14 protein-coding genes are annotated in these 13,197 nt (G+C 41.9%); all 14 read left to right on the forward strand.

Features of this window, described 5'->3' with window-relative positions:
- Window positions 1-22: 22 nt before the first annotated feature.
- The 14 genes from EJF26_RS01840 (at window position 23) to dprA (ending at window position 13,153) form a co-directional block, all read left to right on the forward strand.
- Window positions 23-865 (forward strand): hypothetical protein, encoded by an 843-nt coding sequence (locus EJF26_RS01840; protein WP_000237862.1) that lies wholly within the window; start codon window positions 23-25, stop codon window positions 863-865.
- A 9-nt stretch (window positions 866-874) separates the two neighbouring features.
- A complete protein-coding gene (locus tag EJF26_RS01845; RefSeq protein WP_000766530.1) occupies window positions 875-1,675 on the forward strand; it encodes a hypothetical protein in 801 nt (266 codons plus the stop codon).
- Window positions 1,676-1,749: 74 nt separating this feature from the next.
- Window positions 1,750-2,628 (forward strand): tRNA pseudouridine(55) synthase TruB, encoded by an 879-nt coding sequence (truB, locus tag EJF26_RS01850; protein WP_001013289.1) that lies wholly within the window; start codon window positions 1,750-1,752, stop codon window positions 2,626-2,628.
- A gap of 114 nt (window positions 2,629-2,742) precedes the next feature.
- Complete coding sequence (gene udk, locus EJF26_RS01855; protein WP_001181368.1) at window positions 2,743-3,381, forward strand: uridine kinase; 639 nt, start codon at window positions 2,743-2,745, stop codon at window positions 3,379-3,381.
- A gap of 128 nt (window positions 3,382-3,509) precedes the next feature.
- Window positions 3,510-4,850, forward strand: a complete 1,341-nt coding sequence (gene xseA, locus EJF26_RS01860; RefSeq protein WP_000417474.1) for an exodeoxyribonuclease VII large subunit — start codon at window positions 3,510-3,512, stop codon at window positions 4,848-4,850.
- Entirely contained in the window at window positions 4,828-5,040 is a 213-nt protein-coding gene (locus tag EJF26_RS01865) for an exodeoxyribonuclease VII small subunit (protein WP_000043226.1), read from the forward strand. The genes xseA and EJF26_RS01865 overlap by 23 nt, the downstream gene beginning before the upstream one ends.
- Window positions 5,037-5,912, forward strand: a complete 876-nt coding sequence (locus EJF26_RS01870; RefSeq protein ID WP_001231199.1) for a polyprenyl synthetase family protein — start codon at window positions 5,037-5,039, stop codon at window positions 5,910-5,912. Before EJF26_RS01865 ends, EJF26_RS01870 begins: the two co-directional genes overlap by 4 nt.
- The gene (locus EJF26_RS01875) at window positions 5,905-6,720 is read left to right on the forward strand and encodes a TlyA family RNA methyltransferase (RefSeq protein WP_001041050.1); all 816 of its coding nucleotides are present in this window, start codon (window positions 5,905-5,907) and stop codon (window positions 6,718-6,720) included. The genes EJF26_RS01870 and EJF26_RS01875 overlap by 8 nt, the downstream gene beginning before the upstream one ends.
- Complete coding sequence (locus tag EJF26_RS01880) at window positions 6,713-7,144, forward strand: arginine repressor (protein WP_001034389.1); 432 nt, start codon at window positions 6,713-6,715, stop codon at window positions 7,142-7,144. The genes EJF26_RS01875 and EJF26_RS01880 overlap by 8 nt, the downstream gene beginning before the upstream one ends.
- A gap of 6 nt (window positions 7,145-7,150) precedes the next feature.
- Complete coding sequence (gene recN / locus EJF26_RS01885) at window positions 7,151-8,818, forward strand: DNA repair protein RecN (protein ID WP_000923605.1); 1,668 nt, start codon at window positions 7,151-7,153, stop codon at window positions 8,816-8,818.
- 1 nt (window position 8,819) lies between these two features.
- Complete coding sequence (locus EJF26_RS01890) at window positions 8,820-9,548, forward strand: metallophosphoesterase family protein (RefSeq protein ID WP_000133318.1); 729 nt, start codon at window positions 8,820-8,822, stop codon at window positions 9,546-9,548.
- Between the two features lie 78 nt (window positions 9,549-9,626).
- Window positions 9,627-11,450 (forward strand): translation elongation factor 4, encoded by a 1,824-nt coding sequence (lepA, locus tag EJF26_RS01895; protein ID WP_001047159.1) that lies wholly within the window; start codon window positions 9,627-9,629, stop codon window positions 11,448-11,450.
- A 150-nt stretch (window positions 11,451-11,600) separates the two neighbouring features.
- Window positions 11,601-12,224 (forward strand): hypothetical protein, encoded by a 624-nt coding sequence (locus tag EJF26_RS01900; RefSeq protein ID WP_000734758.1) that lies wholly within the window; start codon window positions 11,601-11,603, stop codon window positions 12,222-12,224.
- Window positions 12,225-12,304: 80 nt separating this feature from the next.
- Window positions 12,305-13,153, forward strand: a complete 849-nt coding sequence (gene dprA, locus EJF26_RS01905) for a DNA-processing protein DprA (protein ID WP_000705337.1) — start codon at window positions 12,305-12,307, stop codon at window positions 13,151-13,153.
- The last annotated feature ends 44 nt before the right edge of the window (window positions 13,154-13,197 follow it).

Here is a 13,197-nt window from a genome sequence, read left to right on the forward strand (position 1 = left end):
TCAAGTTCTACAATGGAGGATAATGGTGAAAGAAATATTAAATAACTACTCGTTGAAAATATCTAGATTTGAAATTCCAAAATTATATAATTTGACAAAAATAGTATACATTTGTTTATTTCCTATAGTTTTTCTAGCATTTATAGGCATGGTTGTTGAATTATTTAAAGGTGGGGAAATGAATTTTACGAAATTCATTTCTTATACGGTAGTATGTTTTGGGTTTGAGACATTGCTTTCATTAAACAATAAACTGGTTAAATTAGCTGTAGATAATATCTTTTTGACAGATATTAATTTCGACAAGTACATAAGTTATTATCGTTATGTGGCTGAACACTCAGTTAAGTCTCAGCAACTTTTTAATAAAGCAAATTGTTTACTAGCTATTGCCCAATCGTCATACTACCAAGGAAAGTTTGAAGAATCGCTTGATAATTTGGAACGAATAAATTTTGAGGATAAAAATTTTAATAAGAAATTTGAGATCCAATTGTTCACAGCTTACTTTAAGATTCTTTCACTTATCCATGCTGATAAGACAGAGGAAATTTCGCACCAAATCGATATGTTAGCTACATTAAAAGTTCGAACAAATTCTCAGGTTGCTAGGAAGACGAATGTAATAAACATAATAAAAGCTATAGAGGATCTTGTTTTAAATAAAAGATCAAACGACTACTTCAACACCACCAAACCAGAAAATAAGCTAGCTCGAATCATGTTCTCTTATTACAGAGCTCTCAACGCTCAGCTAAAAGGAGATGAAGCTCGTGCCCGTAGTTTGTTTGAAAGCATCACCCATGAAAATCCAAAACTATTTTATGTTCAGGAAGCGAAGAAATATTTAGAATTAGTGAAATGAGAGTAATATATGAAATTAATTGAAAAAATAGTAAGTAGGGCGACAGAAAATACTCTTTTACAAATAGAGACTGTTATTCTAATTAGTTCAGCTGTAGCACTAGCTATTGGAGCAGTAGGAGTTTTTTTAGAACACCAACCTGAAACAAAAAGGTGGGGGTTAATACTTGCTTTACTGATGTTGTTTGTAGCTATCTGGAGTTTATATCTACGTTTTGTCCTAAACAAAGTTATTTATCTAGTGTTAAACGATTCTATTAATCTTAAGCTCTATGTGGACATGTTCAGGGTTCAATCAGAAAAGTCTATTAAGCCCTTTAGGGCAACATATCGTGAGTATTACCAATTTATCCAAGGTCAAGTGGCTTATCTAAAAGGAGATTTTCAATCTGCCAAGGAAAATATGTCCAAGTATAATTTGAAAAAAATTTGGGGTAGATTAAGAGACTATACATTTTTAATATCAACCTATGAACTATTAAAAGTTTCCATCCATCTTCAAGATGAGCGAGACATTGCTTTCTTTGAGGAACAATTGTCCAAGGCGCCAGATTCGAAAGATGGGAAAGCTAAACTAGTCGCCCAAACTCAAGCCATAAAAGATATTGTGTTCAATAAAGAAGTGAACGACTACTTCGATACCACAGAACCCGAAAATAAGCTAGCTCGAATCATGTTTTCGTATTACGGAGCTCTCAATGCCCAATTAAAAGGAGATGAAGCTCGTGCTCGCAGTTTGTTTGAAAGCATCGCCCATGAAAATCCAGAACTCTTTTATGTACGGGAAGCTAGGAAGTATTTAGAAAAATGAGCTGATATAGTTTTAAAATCTGTCTAAGATAGAATATGTTGATGTAAAGTGAAAGGGAAATTAGAAAGCAACACATGAACGGTATTATCAACTTAAAAAAAGAAGCGGGGATGACCTCGCATGATGCGGTTTTTAAACTGCGTAAGATTTTGGGAACTAAGAAGATTGGTCATGGTGGGACCTTGGATCCGAATGTGGTGGGTGTTTTGCCCATTGCGGTTGGCAAGGCGACCCGCATGGTCGAGTTTATGCAGGATGAGGGCAAGGTCTATGAGGGGGAAATCACTCTTGGTTATTCCACAACGACCGAGGATGCTAGTGGGGAAGTGGTCGCAGAGACACCCGTTTTGTCTCCCTTGGATGAAACCATTGTCGATGAAGCCATTGCGAGTCTGACTGGGCCTATTACTCAGATTCCACCTATGTATTCGGCTGTCAAGGTCAATGGTCGTAAGCTCTATGAGTATGCGCGTGCAGGTCAGGAAGTGGAGCGTCCAGAACGTCAGGTGACTATTTATCAATTTGAACGGACAAGTCCGATTTCTTATGAGGATTACCTCGCACGTTTCACTTTTCGTGTGAAATGTAGTAAGGGGACTTATATCCGTACCTTGTCTGTTGACTTGGGAGAGAAGCTGGGTTATGAGGCCCATATGTCCCATTTGACTCGGACGAGTGCAGCAGGTTTACAACTGGAGGATGCTCTTACCTTGGACGAAATTGCTGAAAAAGTGGGGGCTGGTCAGCTGGACTTTCTTTATCCGTTAGAGATTGGAACAGGGGACCTTGTTAAAGTTATCCTAACTCCAGAAGAGGCTACAGAAGTGCGCTTTGGTCGTTTTATTGAGTTAGACCAAACGGACAAAGAATTGGCTGCCTTTGAAGGAGATAAATTGCTAGCTATTCTAGAAAAAAGGGACAATTTCTACAAACCAAGGAAGGTTTTTGGCTAGTCTAACTGGGTGTAAGTATTAGAATTGTGTCACCCATAATCTATCCAAAATCAGACTATAAATTTTGCAAAAAATATGATAGAATAGACGACGGATAAAAAAACGGAGGATAGCATGCAAAATAGACCAATCATTATCGGAGTGACAGGTGGTTCTGGTGGAGGAAAAACCAGTGTTTCAAGAGCCATTTTATCGCACTTCCCTGATGAAAAGATTTCCATGATTGAGCACGACTCATACTACAAGGATCAGTCTCACTTGACTTTTGAAGAGCGTGTCAAAACCAACTATGACCATCCATTTGCCTTTGATACAGACTTGATGATCGAGCAGATTAAGGAATTGTTGGCAGGGCGCCCGGTGGATATTCCAACTTATGACTATACAGCGCATACACGGAGTAGCAAGACCTATCGTCAGGAGCCTCAGGATGTCTTTATCGTTGAGGGGATTCTGGTCTTGGAGGACAAACGTCTGCGCGATTTGATGGACATCAAGATTTTTGTGGATACAGATGATGATGTGCGCATTATTCGTCGTATCAAGCGTGATATGGAAGAGCGCGGCCGTAGTCTAGATAGCGTTATTGATCAGTATTTGGGTGTGGTCAAACCCATGTATCATCAGTTTATTGAGCCGACCAAGCGGTATGCCGATATCGTCATTCCTGAAGGAGTCAGCAATTCCGTTGCTATCGACCTTTTGACCACCAAGATTGCAAAGATTTTGGAAGAAGCTCGTAACAGCAAATAATCAGATGAGGAGGCCTAGCCTCCTTTTTCTATTTTTCCTTTAGTTTCAGTAGGAAAAAGGTGATTTTTAAGCATGTTTTTGGTATAATAATACTCATGGAAAAGCAAGAAAATGAATAGTAGGTGGAGATGGAAAAGTATTTATCGGTAACAACTTTGACCAAGTATCTGAAAATGAAATTCGATAAAGACCCTTACTTGGAACGGGTCTATTTAACTGGTCAAGTTTCCAACTTTCGTAAACGACCTACTCACCAATATTTCTCCCTAAAAGATGACCATGCGGTTATTCAAGCGACCATCTGGTCTGGGATTTATCAGAAATTAGGTTTCGACCTCGAAGAGGGGATGAAGATCAATGTGATTGGGCGTGTGCAGGTCTATGAACCGAGCGGGAGCTACTCTATCATCATTGAGAAGGCTGAACCTGATGGGGTCGGGGCGCTTGCGATTCAGTTTGAACAACTCAAGAAAAAACTGACGGAAGAAGGCCTGTTTCAAGAGAGATTCAAGCAACCTCTTCCCCAGTTTGCTAAGCGTATCGGCGTAGTAACCAGTCGTAGTGGAGCCGTTATTCGAGATATTATCACGACCGTCAGCAGACGTTTCCCTGGTGTTGACATCCTCCTCTATCCGACAAAAGTACAAGGTGATGGAGCCGCGGAGGAAATTGCTCGAAATATTGCGCGTGCTAATCAACGTGACGATTTGGACTTGCTGATTATTGGTCGTGGTGGGGGTTCCATCGAGGATCTCTGGGCTTTTAACGAAGAGATTGTGGTACGGGCTATTTTTGAATCCCGTTTGCCAGTTATCTCCAGTGTTGGGCATGAGACGGATGTGACCTTGGCGGATTTTGTGGCTGATCGCCGTGCTGCAACGCCAACAGCTGCAGCTGAACTGGCAACACCTGTAACCAAGTTGGATCTTCTGACCCATTTGCAAAATCAAGAAAAGCGGATGGCGACAGCAGTTCAGAATGTCCTGTCAAGAAAAAAAGAAGCTCTGAAAAAATGCAGTCAGTCAGTCATCTTTAGACAACCAGAGCGCTTGTATGATGGTTATTTGCAACGCTTGGACCAACTGCAACTGCGCTTAAAACAAAGTTTGCGAACACGGATTTCTGATAGCAACCAATTAGTCCAAGCAAGGACGCATCAACTGGTCCAATTATCACCTGTTACCAAAATCCAGCGTTATCAAGACCGTCTAAGTCAGTTGGACAAGCTCCTACGCAGCCAAATGGCGCTGGTTTATGACGCCAAGGTTGCTGAAGTGAAGCGACTTTCAGAAGCCTTGCTGATGTTGGATACCAGTCGAATCGTGGCGCGTGGTTATGCAATTGTCAAAAAAGAAGAGTCAGTAGTCGATTCGGTTAAGATGTTGAAGAAAAAAGACCAAGTAACGCTTTTAATGCGAGATGGTCAAGTAGAATTAGAGGTTAAAGATGTCAAAACAAAAGAAATTTGAGGAAAATCTAGCAGAACTGGAGACCATTGTCCAAAGTTTAGAAAATGGTGAAATCGCTTTGGAAGATGCGATTGCTGCCTTTCAAAAAGGCATGGTCTTGTCAAAAGAGCTCCAAGCGACGCTGGATAAGGCTGAAAAGACCTTGGTCAAGGTCATGCAAGAAGACGGAACAGAAAGTGATTTTGAATGAGGAAGCAAGAAAAACTAGCTCTTGTCGAGTCGGCTTTGGAAGATTTTTATGGAGACCAGCAGTTTGCTTCTAGTTTACGAGAGTCTGTTCTCTATTCCATTCATGCTGGTGGCAAGCGTATTCGTCCTTTTCTCTTGCTAGAAGTTCTGGAAGCCTTGCAGGTCGCAATCCAACCAGCTCATGCGCAGGTGGCTGCGGCCTTGGAAATGATTCATACAGGAAGTTTGATTCACGATGATCTTCCTGCCATGGATGATGATGATTACCGTCGGGGGCGCTTGACCAACCACAAGAAATTTGGTGAAGCAATGGCTATTTTGGCAGGAGATGCCTTGTTCCTAGATCCTTACGCCTTGATAGCTCTGGCAGATTTGCCAAGTCAGATCAAGGTGGACTTGATTGCCAATCTATCCCTAGCTTCAGGAAGTCTGGGCATGGTGGCAGGGCAGGTTCTGGACATGGAGGGCGAACACCAGCACTTGTCTTTGGACGCACTCCAGATCATTCATGCCAATAAAACTGGGAAATTGCTAGCCTTTCCTTTTCAAGCAGCTGCTATCATAGCTGAATTAGCACCAGAGATCCAAGTAAAATTGAAAACTGTGGGTGAATTGATTGGGCTGGCCTTTCAAGTTCGAGATGATGTGCTGGATGTAACCGCTAGTTTCGAGGAAATTGGCAAGACGCCGCAAAAGGATTTGCAGGCAGAAAAGTCAACCTATCCTGCCTTGTTGGGCTTGGAGGAGGCCATTGCCTTTTGTAACCAAACTCTGGATCAAGCCAAGGCAAAATTAGAAGAAATCGCCCAGCAAGTCAGCTTTGAAACGGCGTCGATTGTGAAAGTAGTAGAAAGTTTGAGAATCAATGGCTAAGGAAAGAGTGGATGTACTAGCTTATAAACAGGGCTTGTTTGAAACGCGAGAACAGGCCAAGCGCGGTGTCATGGCAGGTCTAGTCGTAGCAGTCCTTAATGGGGAGCGTTTTGACAAACCAGGAGAGAAAATCCCAGATGACACTGAGTTAAAACTCAAGGGTGAAAAACTCAAGTATGTTAGTCGGGGTGGCTTGAAACTAGAAAAGGCCCTGGAGGTCTTTGATTTATCAGTGGATGGCGCAACAACGATTGATATTGGGGCCTCCACTGGAGGATTTACCGATGTCATGCTACAAAATGGTGCTGAGTTGGTCTTTGCAGTGGATGTTGGTACCAATCAGTTGGCTTGGAAATTGCGTCAAGATCCACGAGTTATCAGCATGGAGCAATTTAATTTCCGCTATGCTGAAAAGACCGATTTTGAGCAGGAACCAAGTTTTGCCAGTATTGATGTGAGTTTCATTTCCCTTAGTCTGATCTTACCAGCCTTGCATCGTGTGTTGGCTAAACAAGGTCAGGTGGTAGCACTTGTCAAACCCCAGTTTGAAGCAGGTCGTGAGCAGATTGGGAAGAATGGAATCATTCGCGATGCCAAGGTCCATCAGAATGTCCTTGAATCTGTCACTGCTATGGCAGTTGCTCAAGGTTTTTCAGTGCTTGGATTAGACTATTCACCAATCCAAGGTGGACATGGAAATATCGAATTTCTGGCATATTTGAAAAAGGAAGAGGGAGCAAGTAACCAAGTTGCCCCTGAAATAGAAAAAGTTGTAGAGAGAGCACATAGAGAATTTAAAGATGAATAAAAAAGAAAGACTTGAAAAAATTAGAAGATTTGTAACAGATTACCAAATCGGAACACAGGAAGAAATCGTTGAGCATTTAAAAGAAGCAGGTATCTCTGCCACTCAAGCGACGGTGTCACGAGATATTAAGGAACTGGGCATCGTAAAAATTCCCTTGAAGAACAATAAATACATCTATGAATTGCCAAAAACAATTGTAAGAAGTTTGCAGTTGGCTGAGAATAACATAGTAGGTTCTGAGCGCATGGGAAATATGATCAATCTGGATGTCATTCCTGGGAATACTGCCTTTGTCAAGAGTCAGCTGATGAATACTTTCTCAGAGAGAATTTTCAACTGTCTGGCAGACGACAACTCAATTTTGATTATCTTGAGAAATGAAGAAGACGCCAAGGAAATGTTTGAACAAGTAAAAAATTGGTAGGTTTATATGTTACTTGAAATTTCGATAAAAAACTTTGCCATTATAGAGGCGATTTCGCTCAATTTTGAAAAAGGCATGACAGTCTTAACTGGTGAAACAGGTGCTGGGAAATCGATCATCATCGATGCTATGAACATGATGTTAGGAGCTAGAGCGACTACAGATGTTATTCGTCATGGTGCTCCCAAGGCCGAGATTGAAGGGCTTTTCTCTGTTGAGAATAGTCGTTCTTTACAAGAACTCTTTGAAGAGCAAGGCTTGGAATTGGGGGATGAGATTATCATCCGTCGTGAAATTCTTCAAAATGGACGAAGTGTTAGTCGCGTTAATGGACAGATGGTCAATCTTTCTGTCCTGCGTGCAATCGGCCAGCATCTTGTCGATATTCATGGGCAACATGACCAAGAAGAGTTAATGCGTCCACAACTTCATATCCAAATGTTGGATGAATTTGGTGATGCAGCATTTTTGGAGCTTAAACAAGCCTATCAAACAAGCTTTGACACCTACCGCAAAATGCGTAAACAAGTTCTGGAAGTCAAGAAAAACCAGCAGGAACATAAGGCTCGTATTGAGATGTTGGAATTTCAAATGGCAGAGATTGAGGCTGCAAACTTGCAGGCTGGTGAAGACTTAGCTCTCAACCAAGAACGAGATAAACTCCTAAACCACAAGAATATAGCAGATACCTTGACAAATGCCTACACTATGTTGGACAATGAGGAGTTTTCCAGCCTAGCAAATGTCCGTTCGGCCATGAATGACATGGAAAGTGTCGAAGAATACGATCCTGAATACCGTGAAATTTCAAGTTCTCTATCAGAGACCTACTATGTTCTAGAAGATATTACCAAGCGTTTGGAAGATATCATTGAAAATCTAGATTTTGATGGCAATCGCCTCATGCAGGTTGAGAATCGCTTAGACCTTCTAAATACTATTACCCGCAAGTACGGTGGGACTGTGGACGATGTTTTGCTTTATTTTGCCAAGATTACGGATGAGTACAATCTCTTGACAGGGAATAACCTTTCTTCCGAAGACATGGAAGCAGAGCTCAAAAAATTGGAAGTCAAGCTTGTCGACTTGGCAGGTCAGCTTGCATCTGCTCGTCATAATTTAGCCCAGCAGCTTGAAGCTGAGATTAAGCAAGAATTGCAAGACCTCTATATGGAGAAGGCTCAATTTCAAGTTCGCTTTAGTAAGAGCAAATTCAGCCGTGAAGGAAATGAAGCAGTTGAGTTTTACATTTCTACTAACCCAGGTGAGGACTTTAAACCTTTGGTCAAAGTTGCGTCCGGTGGGGAATTATCCCGTCTCATGTTAGCTATCAAGTCTGCCTTTTCACGTAAGGAAGGTAAGACCAGTATTGTCTTTGATGAGGTGGATACGGGAGTTTCAGGTCGTGTTGCCCAAGCTATTGCTCAAAAGATTCACAAGATTGGCCAATATGGTCAGGTTTTAGCTATTTCTCACTTACCACAAGTGATTGCCATTGCGGACTATCAATTCTTTATTGAGAAGATTAGCGATGAGCACTCAACGGTGTCAACGGTTCGCCTTTTGACTTTAGAAGAGCGAGTAGAGGAAGTAGCCAAAATGTTGGCTGGGGAAAATGTAACCGAAGCGGCTCTTACCCAAGCTAGAGAATTATTGCAAACGAGGGAGAAGTAAGATGACAGACTATTATGTAATTGGAGATGTTCACGGAAAAGCAGGTATGCTAGAAGATCTGCTCAAAACCTGGGATGGTCACACCCAGTTGCTTTTTCTAGGGGATTTGATTGACCGAGGTGAAGATAGTCGCCGTGTTCTAGAAATGGTCAAAGACTTGGTTGACAATCAAGGGGCTATCTGTCTATCAGGAAACCACGAGTATATGTTTCTGACTTGGCTCGATGATCCAGAGGAAAGCTATGACCATTATCGTCGCAATGGTGGTGATACAACCATTAACTCTATCCTAGGTCGTCCTTTGGATGCACCAGTTGATGGCGTAGAAGATGCCAAACGGGTTGCGACAGAAGCAGCAGACTTGGTGGAATTTATTCGTCAAATGCCATTTGTAGTAGAGACAGACAAGTATATCTTTGTTCATGCGGGTATTGATTTGACCTTGGATGATTGGCATGAAACGACTGATTACAAGAAAGTCTGGCTCAGAAAACCATTCCACGAAGCGGCCAATCATACAGGAAAAACCATTGTCTTTGGGCATACACCGGTTTATGGTTTGCTCAAGCAAGACCGAGGTACAGCTGAGCTTTGGATGACAGAAGATGGCAAGATTGGCATGGATGGAGGAGCTGTCTATGGTGGTGTCCTTCATGGAATCGTCTTTACAGACCAAGGAATGACAGAACACCACTTTATCGAGAATGATGGTTTTGTTGCCGAAGATTAGTACTCCTAGCAGGGTATGGTCTTGTCAAAATGTTAAAAACAATTTATAATTAATAGATACCCTGAAAGGAAGAGCATCATGAACTTAGAAGATTTGAAAAAACGACAGGAGAAGATTCGGAACTTCTCTATTATTGCCCATATTGACCACGGTAAGTCAACGCTAGCAGACCGCATTTTGGAAAAGACAGAGACGGTTTCAAGTCGTGAAATGCAAGCCCAGCTTTTGGATAGCATGGATTTAGAACGGGAACGTGGGATTACCATCAAGTTGAATGCCATCGAGCTGAATTATACTGCAAAAGATGGGGAGACCTATATTTTCCACTTGATTGACACGCCAGGGCACGTGGACTTTACCTATGAAGTGTCGCGTTCGCTAGCTGCCTGTGAAGGAGCGATTTTGGTGGTTGATGCGGCCCAAGGGATTGAGGCTCAAACACTTGCCAACGTTTATCTAGCCTTGGACAATGATTTGGAAATTCTGCCAGTCATTAACAAGATTGACCTTCCAGCAGCTGATCCAGAGCGTGTACGTACAGAGATTGAGGATGTCATCGGACTGGATGCCAGCGAAGCGGTCTTAGCTTCAGCCAAAGATGGTATTGGTATTGAAGAAATTCTTGAGCAGATTGTTGAAAAAGTGCCAGCTCCAACTGGTGATGTTTCAGCTCCATTAAAAGCTTTGATTTTTGACTCAGTTTATGATGCCTATCGTGGGGTTATCCTTCAAGTACGTGTTATGGATGGAGTGGTCAAACCTGGCGATAAGATTCAGCTCATGAGCAATGGTAAGACCTTTGATGTGACGGAGGTCGGAATTTTTACACCGAAAGCAGTTGGTCGTGATTTCCTTGCGACAGGTGACGTTGGTTATATTGCGGCTTCTATCAAGACGGTTCAAGATACGCGTGTTGGTGATACAGTGACCCTAGCAAGTAATCCTGCAGCAGAACCACTAGATGGCTACAAGCAGATGAATCCTATGGTCTTTGCAGGGCTTTATCCAATCGAGTCCAACAAGTACAATGACCTTCGTGAAGCCCTAGAAAAATTGCAACTCAACGATGCCAGCTTGCAGTTCGAACCAGAAACATCACAGGCCCTTGGATTTGGTTTCCGTTGTGGATTCCTTGGACTTCTCCATATGGATGTTATCCAAGAGCGTTTAGAGCGCGAGTTCAACATTGATCTCATCATGACAGCTCCATCTGTTATCTATAAGGTTAACCAAACTGATGGTGAATCTATGGATGTGTCTAACCCCTCTGAATTTCCAGACCCAACCAAGATTGCGACTATTGAAGAACCTTATGTTAAGGCACAAATCATGGTACCGCAGGAGTTCGTCGGAGCAGTGATGGAACTAGCTCAGCGTAAACGTGGAGACTTTGTGACCATGGACTATATTGATGATAATCGTGTCAATGTTATCTATCAAATTCCACTTGCTGAAATCGTCTTTGACTTCTTTGATAAGCTCAAGTCTTCGACACGTGGTTATGCAAGCTTTGACTACGAATTGTCAGAGTACCGCCCATCTAAGCTAGTCAAAATGGATATCCTTCTCAATGGAGACAAGGTGGATGCCCTCAGCTTTATCGTTCACAAGGATTTTGCCTACGAACGTGGGAAACTCATCGTTGATAAGCTCAAGAAAATCATCCCTCGTCAACAATTTGAGGTTCCAATTCAAGCAGCAATCGGGCACAAGATTGTGGCTCGTACGGATATCAAGGCCCTTCGTAAAAACGTACTTGCCAAGTGTTATGGTGGTGACGTTTCGCGTAAACGCAAACTTCTTGAAAAACAAAAAGCTGGTAAGAAGCGTATGAAAGCCATTGGTTCTGTCGAAGTTCCTCAAGAAGCCTTCCTTAGCGTCTTGAGCATGGATGAAGAATAGAAAGTTGAAACACAAACTCTTGAAGATTTCTCAAGAGTTTTTGCTTTAAATGAGAGCGATAAAATCGGAAGCTAACAGAATAGATTAGGTTAGGTTAGAATTTGACAGAAGTCCTTATTTTTCTTATAATGCAGATGGAAAGGTGGTAGGATGAAAAAATTATTAATTTTAGGAACTGTTGTTACTGCTAGTGTTTTTCTAGCTTCATGCTCCAATAAATCACAAACAGCAACCGAAGAAAGTTCGTCTGCAGTTGTTAGTTCTTCGAGCAGTCAGGAAACGAGTAGCTCTAGCTCTGCCGTTTCTGAAGCGAAAAAGGAAGAGACGCAAATTATCGGTTCGAATGAATATGGTTTTGTCAAGGTACCCAAATCATGGGTTCGATTCCATGAAGTAGAAGGTGGAAATGATATACAGTATTGCGATGGAACAGATATCAACATTGTTACGCTGAATACCTTCAAGGCTGAGCAGTTTAATATCAGCGAAGAAGAATATGCTAAACTGGATGTTGTGACTGTCTCATCTAGTATTTTAACTTCCAAAGAACAAAGCTCTGATTTCAGTAAGGTTTGGGGCTCCAAATCGACCATTGGAGGTTATGAAGCCTATGTTGTCAATGCAATTGCTAAGTCAGGGAAATATCTCGTTACCTGGGTTTTCCGATCAAATGATGGTAAAATCCGCTATGTTTCACTTGAAGGGGATGGGGAAACTTTAAAAACAATCTTACCGATGGTTGAAAGTAGCTGGTCAACTACTAAATCTGAATAAATAAAAAAAAGAAGATCCTTGGTCTTCTTTTTATTTTTTAACGAATAGATAGATGAGTAGAAAAAGAAACGGAGTTGTATATGAAGATTACAAACTATGAGATTTACAAATTGAGAAAAGCTGGGCTGACCAATCAACAAATTTTAACTGTTCTTGAATATGACGAGACTGTAGATCAGGAGCTCTTGCTAGGTGATATTGCAGAAATTTCAGGATGCCGTAATCCTGCGGTCTTTATGGAACGTTATTTCCAGATAGATGATACACAGTTGGAGAAGGAGTTCCAAAAATTTCCATCCTTCTCGATTCTTGATGACTGTTTTCCTTGGGATCTGAGTGAAATTTATGATGCTCCAGTGCTCTTGTTTTATAAAGGAAATCTGGACTTGTTGAAGTTTCCAAAGGTTGCTGTTGTAGGGAGTCGTTCATGTTCTAGTCAGGGGGCAAAGTCGGTTCAGAAAGTCATTCAAGGTTTGGAAAACGAGTTAATCGTGGTCAGTGGTTTAGCTAAAGGGATTGATACGGCTGCCCATATGGCTGCACTTCAGAATGGAGGAAGAACAATTGCTGTCATTGGAACAGGGTTGGATGTTTTTTATCCCCGAGCCAATAAACGTTTGCAGGAACACATTGGCAATCACCATTTGGTACTTAGCGAGTACGGACCTGGTGAGGAACCCTTGAAATTTCACTTTCCAGCTCGTAATCGCATCATTGCTGGCCTTTGCCGTGGTGTGATTGTAGCAGAGGCAAGGATGCGTTCTGGTAGTCTTATTACTTGTGAGCGAGCTATGGAGGAAGGGCGTGATGTCTTTGCCATTCCAGGAAACATTTTAGATGGCCATTCAGATGGCTGTCACCACCTGATCCAAGAGGGAGCAAAGCTTATTAGCAGTGGTCAAGATGTGCTGGCTGAGTTTGAATTTTAAGGAGAAATTTGTTCACTCAGATAAACTTTTCTTCTATATATAGG

The organism is Streptococcus oralis subsp. dentisani, assembly GCF_007475365.1.
GTDB lineage: Bacteria > Bacillota > Bacilli > Lactobacillales > Streptococcaceae > Streptococcus > Streptococcus mitis_AX.

Bases quoted from the DNA above. Each gene is read 5' to 3' on its own strand.
- EJF26_RS01840 (WP_000237862.1), top strand. From the start codon at position 23: ATGGTGAAAGAAATATTAAATAACTACTCGTTGAAAATATCTAGATTT.
- EJF26_RS01845 (WP_000766530.1), top strand. From the start codon at position 875: ATGAAATTAATTGAAAAAATAGTAAGTAGGGCGACAGAAAATACTCTT.
- truB (WP_001013289.1), top strand. From the start codon at position 1,750: ATGAACGGTATTATCAACTTAAAAAAAGAAGCGGGGATGACCTCGCAT.
- udk (WP_001181368.1), top strand. From the start codon at position 2,743: ATGCAAAATAGACCAATCATTATCGGAGTGACAGGTGGTTCTGGTGGA.
- xseA (WP_000417474.1), top strand. From the start codon at position 3,510: ATGGAAAAGTATTTATCGGTAACAACTTTGACCAAGTATCTGAAAATG.
- EJF26_RS01865 (WP_000043226.1), top strand. From the start codon at position 4,828: ATGTCAAAACAAAAGAAATTTGAGGAAAATCTAGCAGAACTGGAGACC.
- EJF26_RS01870 (WP_001231199.1), top strand. From the start codon at position 5,037: ATGAGGAAGCAAGAAAAACTAGCTCTTGTCGAGTCGGCTTTGGAAGAT.
- EJF26_RS01875 (WP_001041050.1), top strand. From the start codon at position 5,905: ATGGCTAAGGAAAGAGTGGATGTACTAGCTTATAAACAGGGCTTGTTT.
- EJF26_RS01880 (WP_001034389.1), top strand. From the start codon at position 6,713: ATGAATAAAAAAGAAAGACTTGAAAAAATTAGAAGATTTGTAACAGAT.
- recN (WP_000923605.1), top strand. From the start codon at position 7,151: ATGTTACTTGAAATTTCGATAAAAAACTTTGCCATTATAGAGGCGATT.
- EJF26_RS01890 (WP_000133318.1), top strand. From the start codon at position 8,820: ATGACAGACTATTATGTAATTGGAGATGTTCACGGAAAAGCAGGTATG.
- lepA (WP_001047159.1), top strand. From the start codon at position 9,627: ATGAACTTAGAAGATTTGAAAAAACGACAGGAGAAGATTCGGAACTTC.
- EJF26_RS01900 (WP_000734758.1), top strand. From the start codon at position 11,601: ATGAAAAAATTATTAATTTTAGGAACTGTTGTTACTGCTAGTGTTTTT.
- dprA (WP_000705337.1), top strand. From the start codon at position 12,305: ATGAAGATTACAAACTATGAGATTTACAAATTGAGAAAAGCTGGGCTG.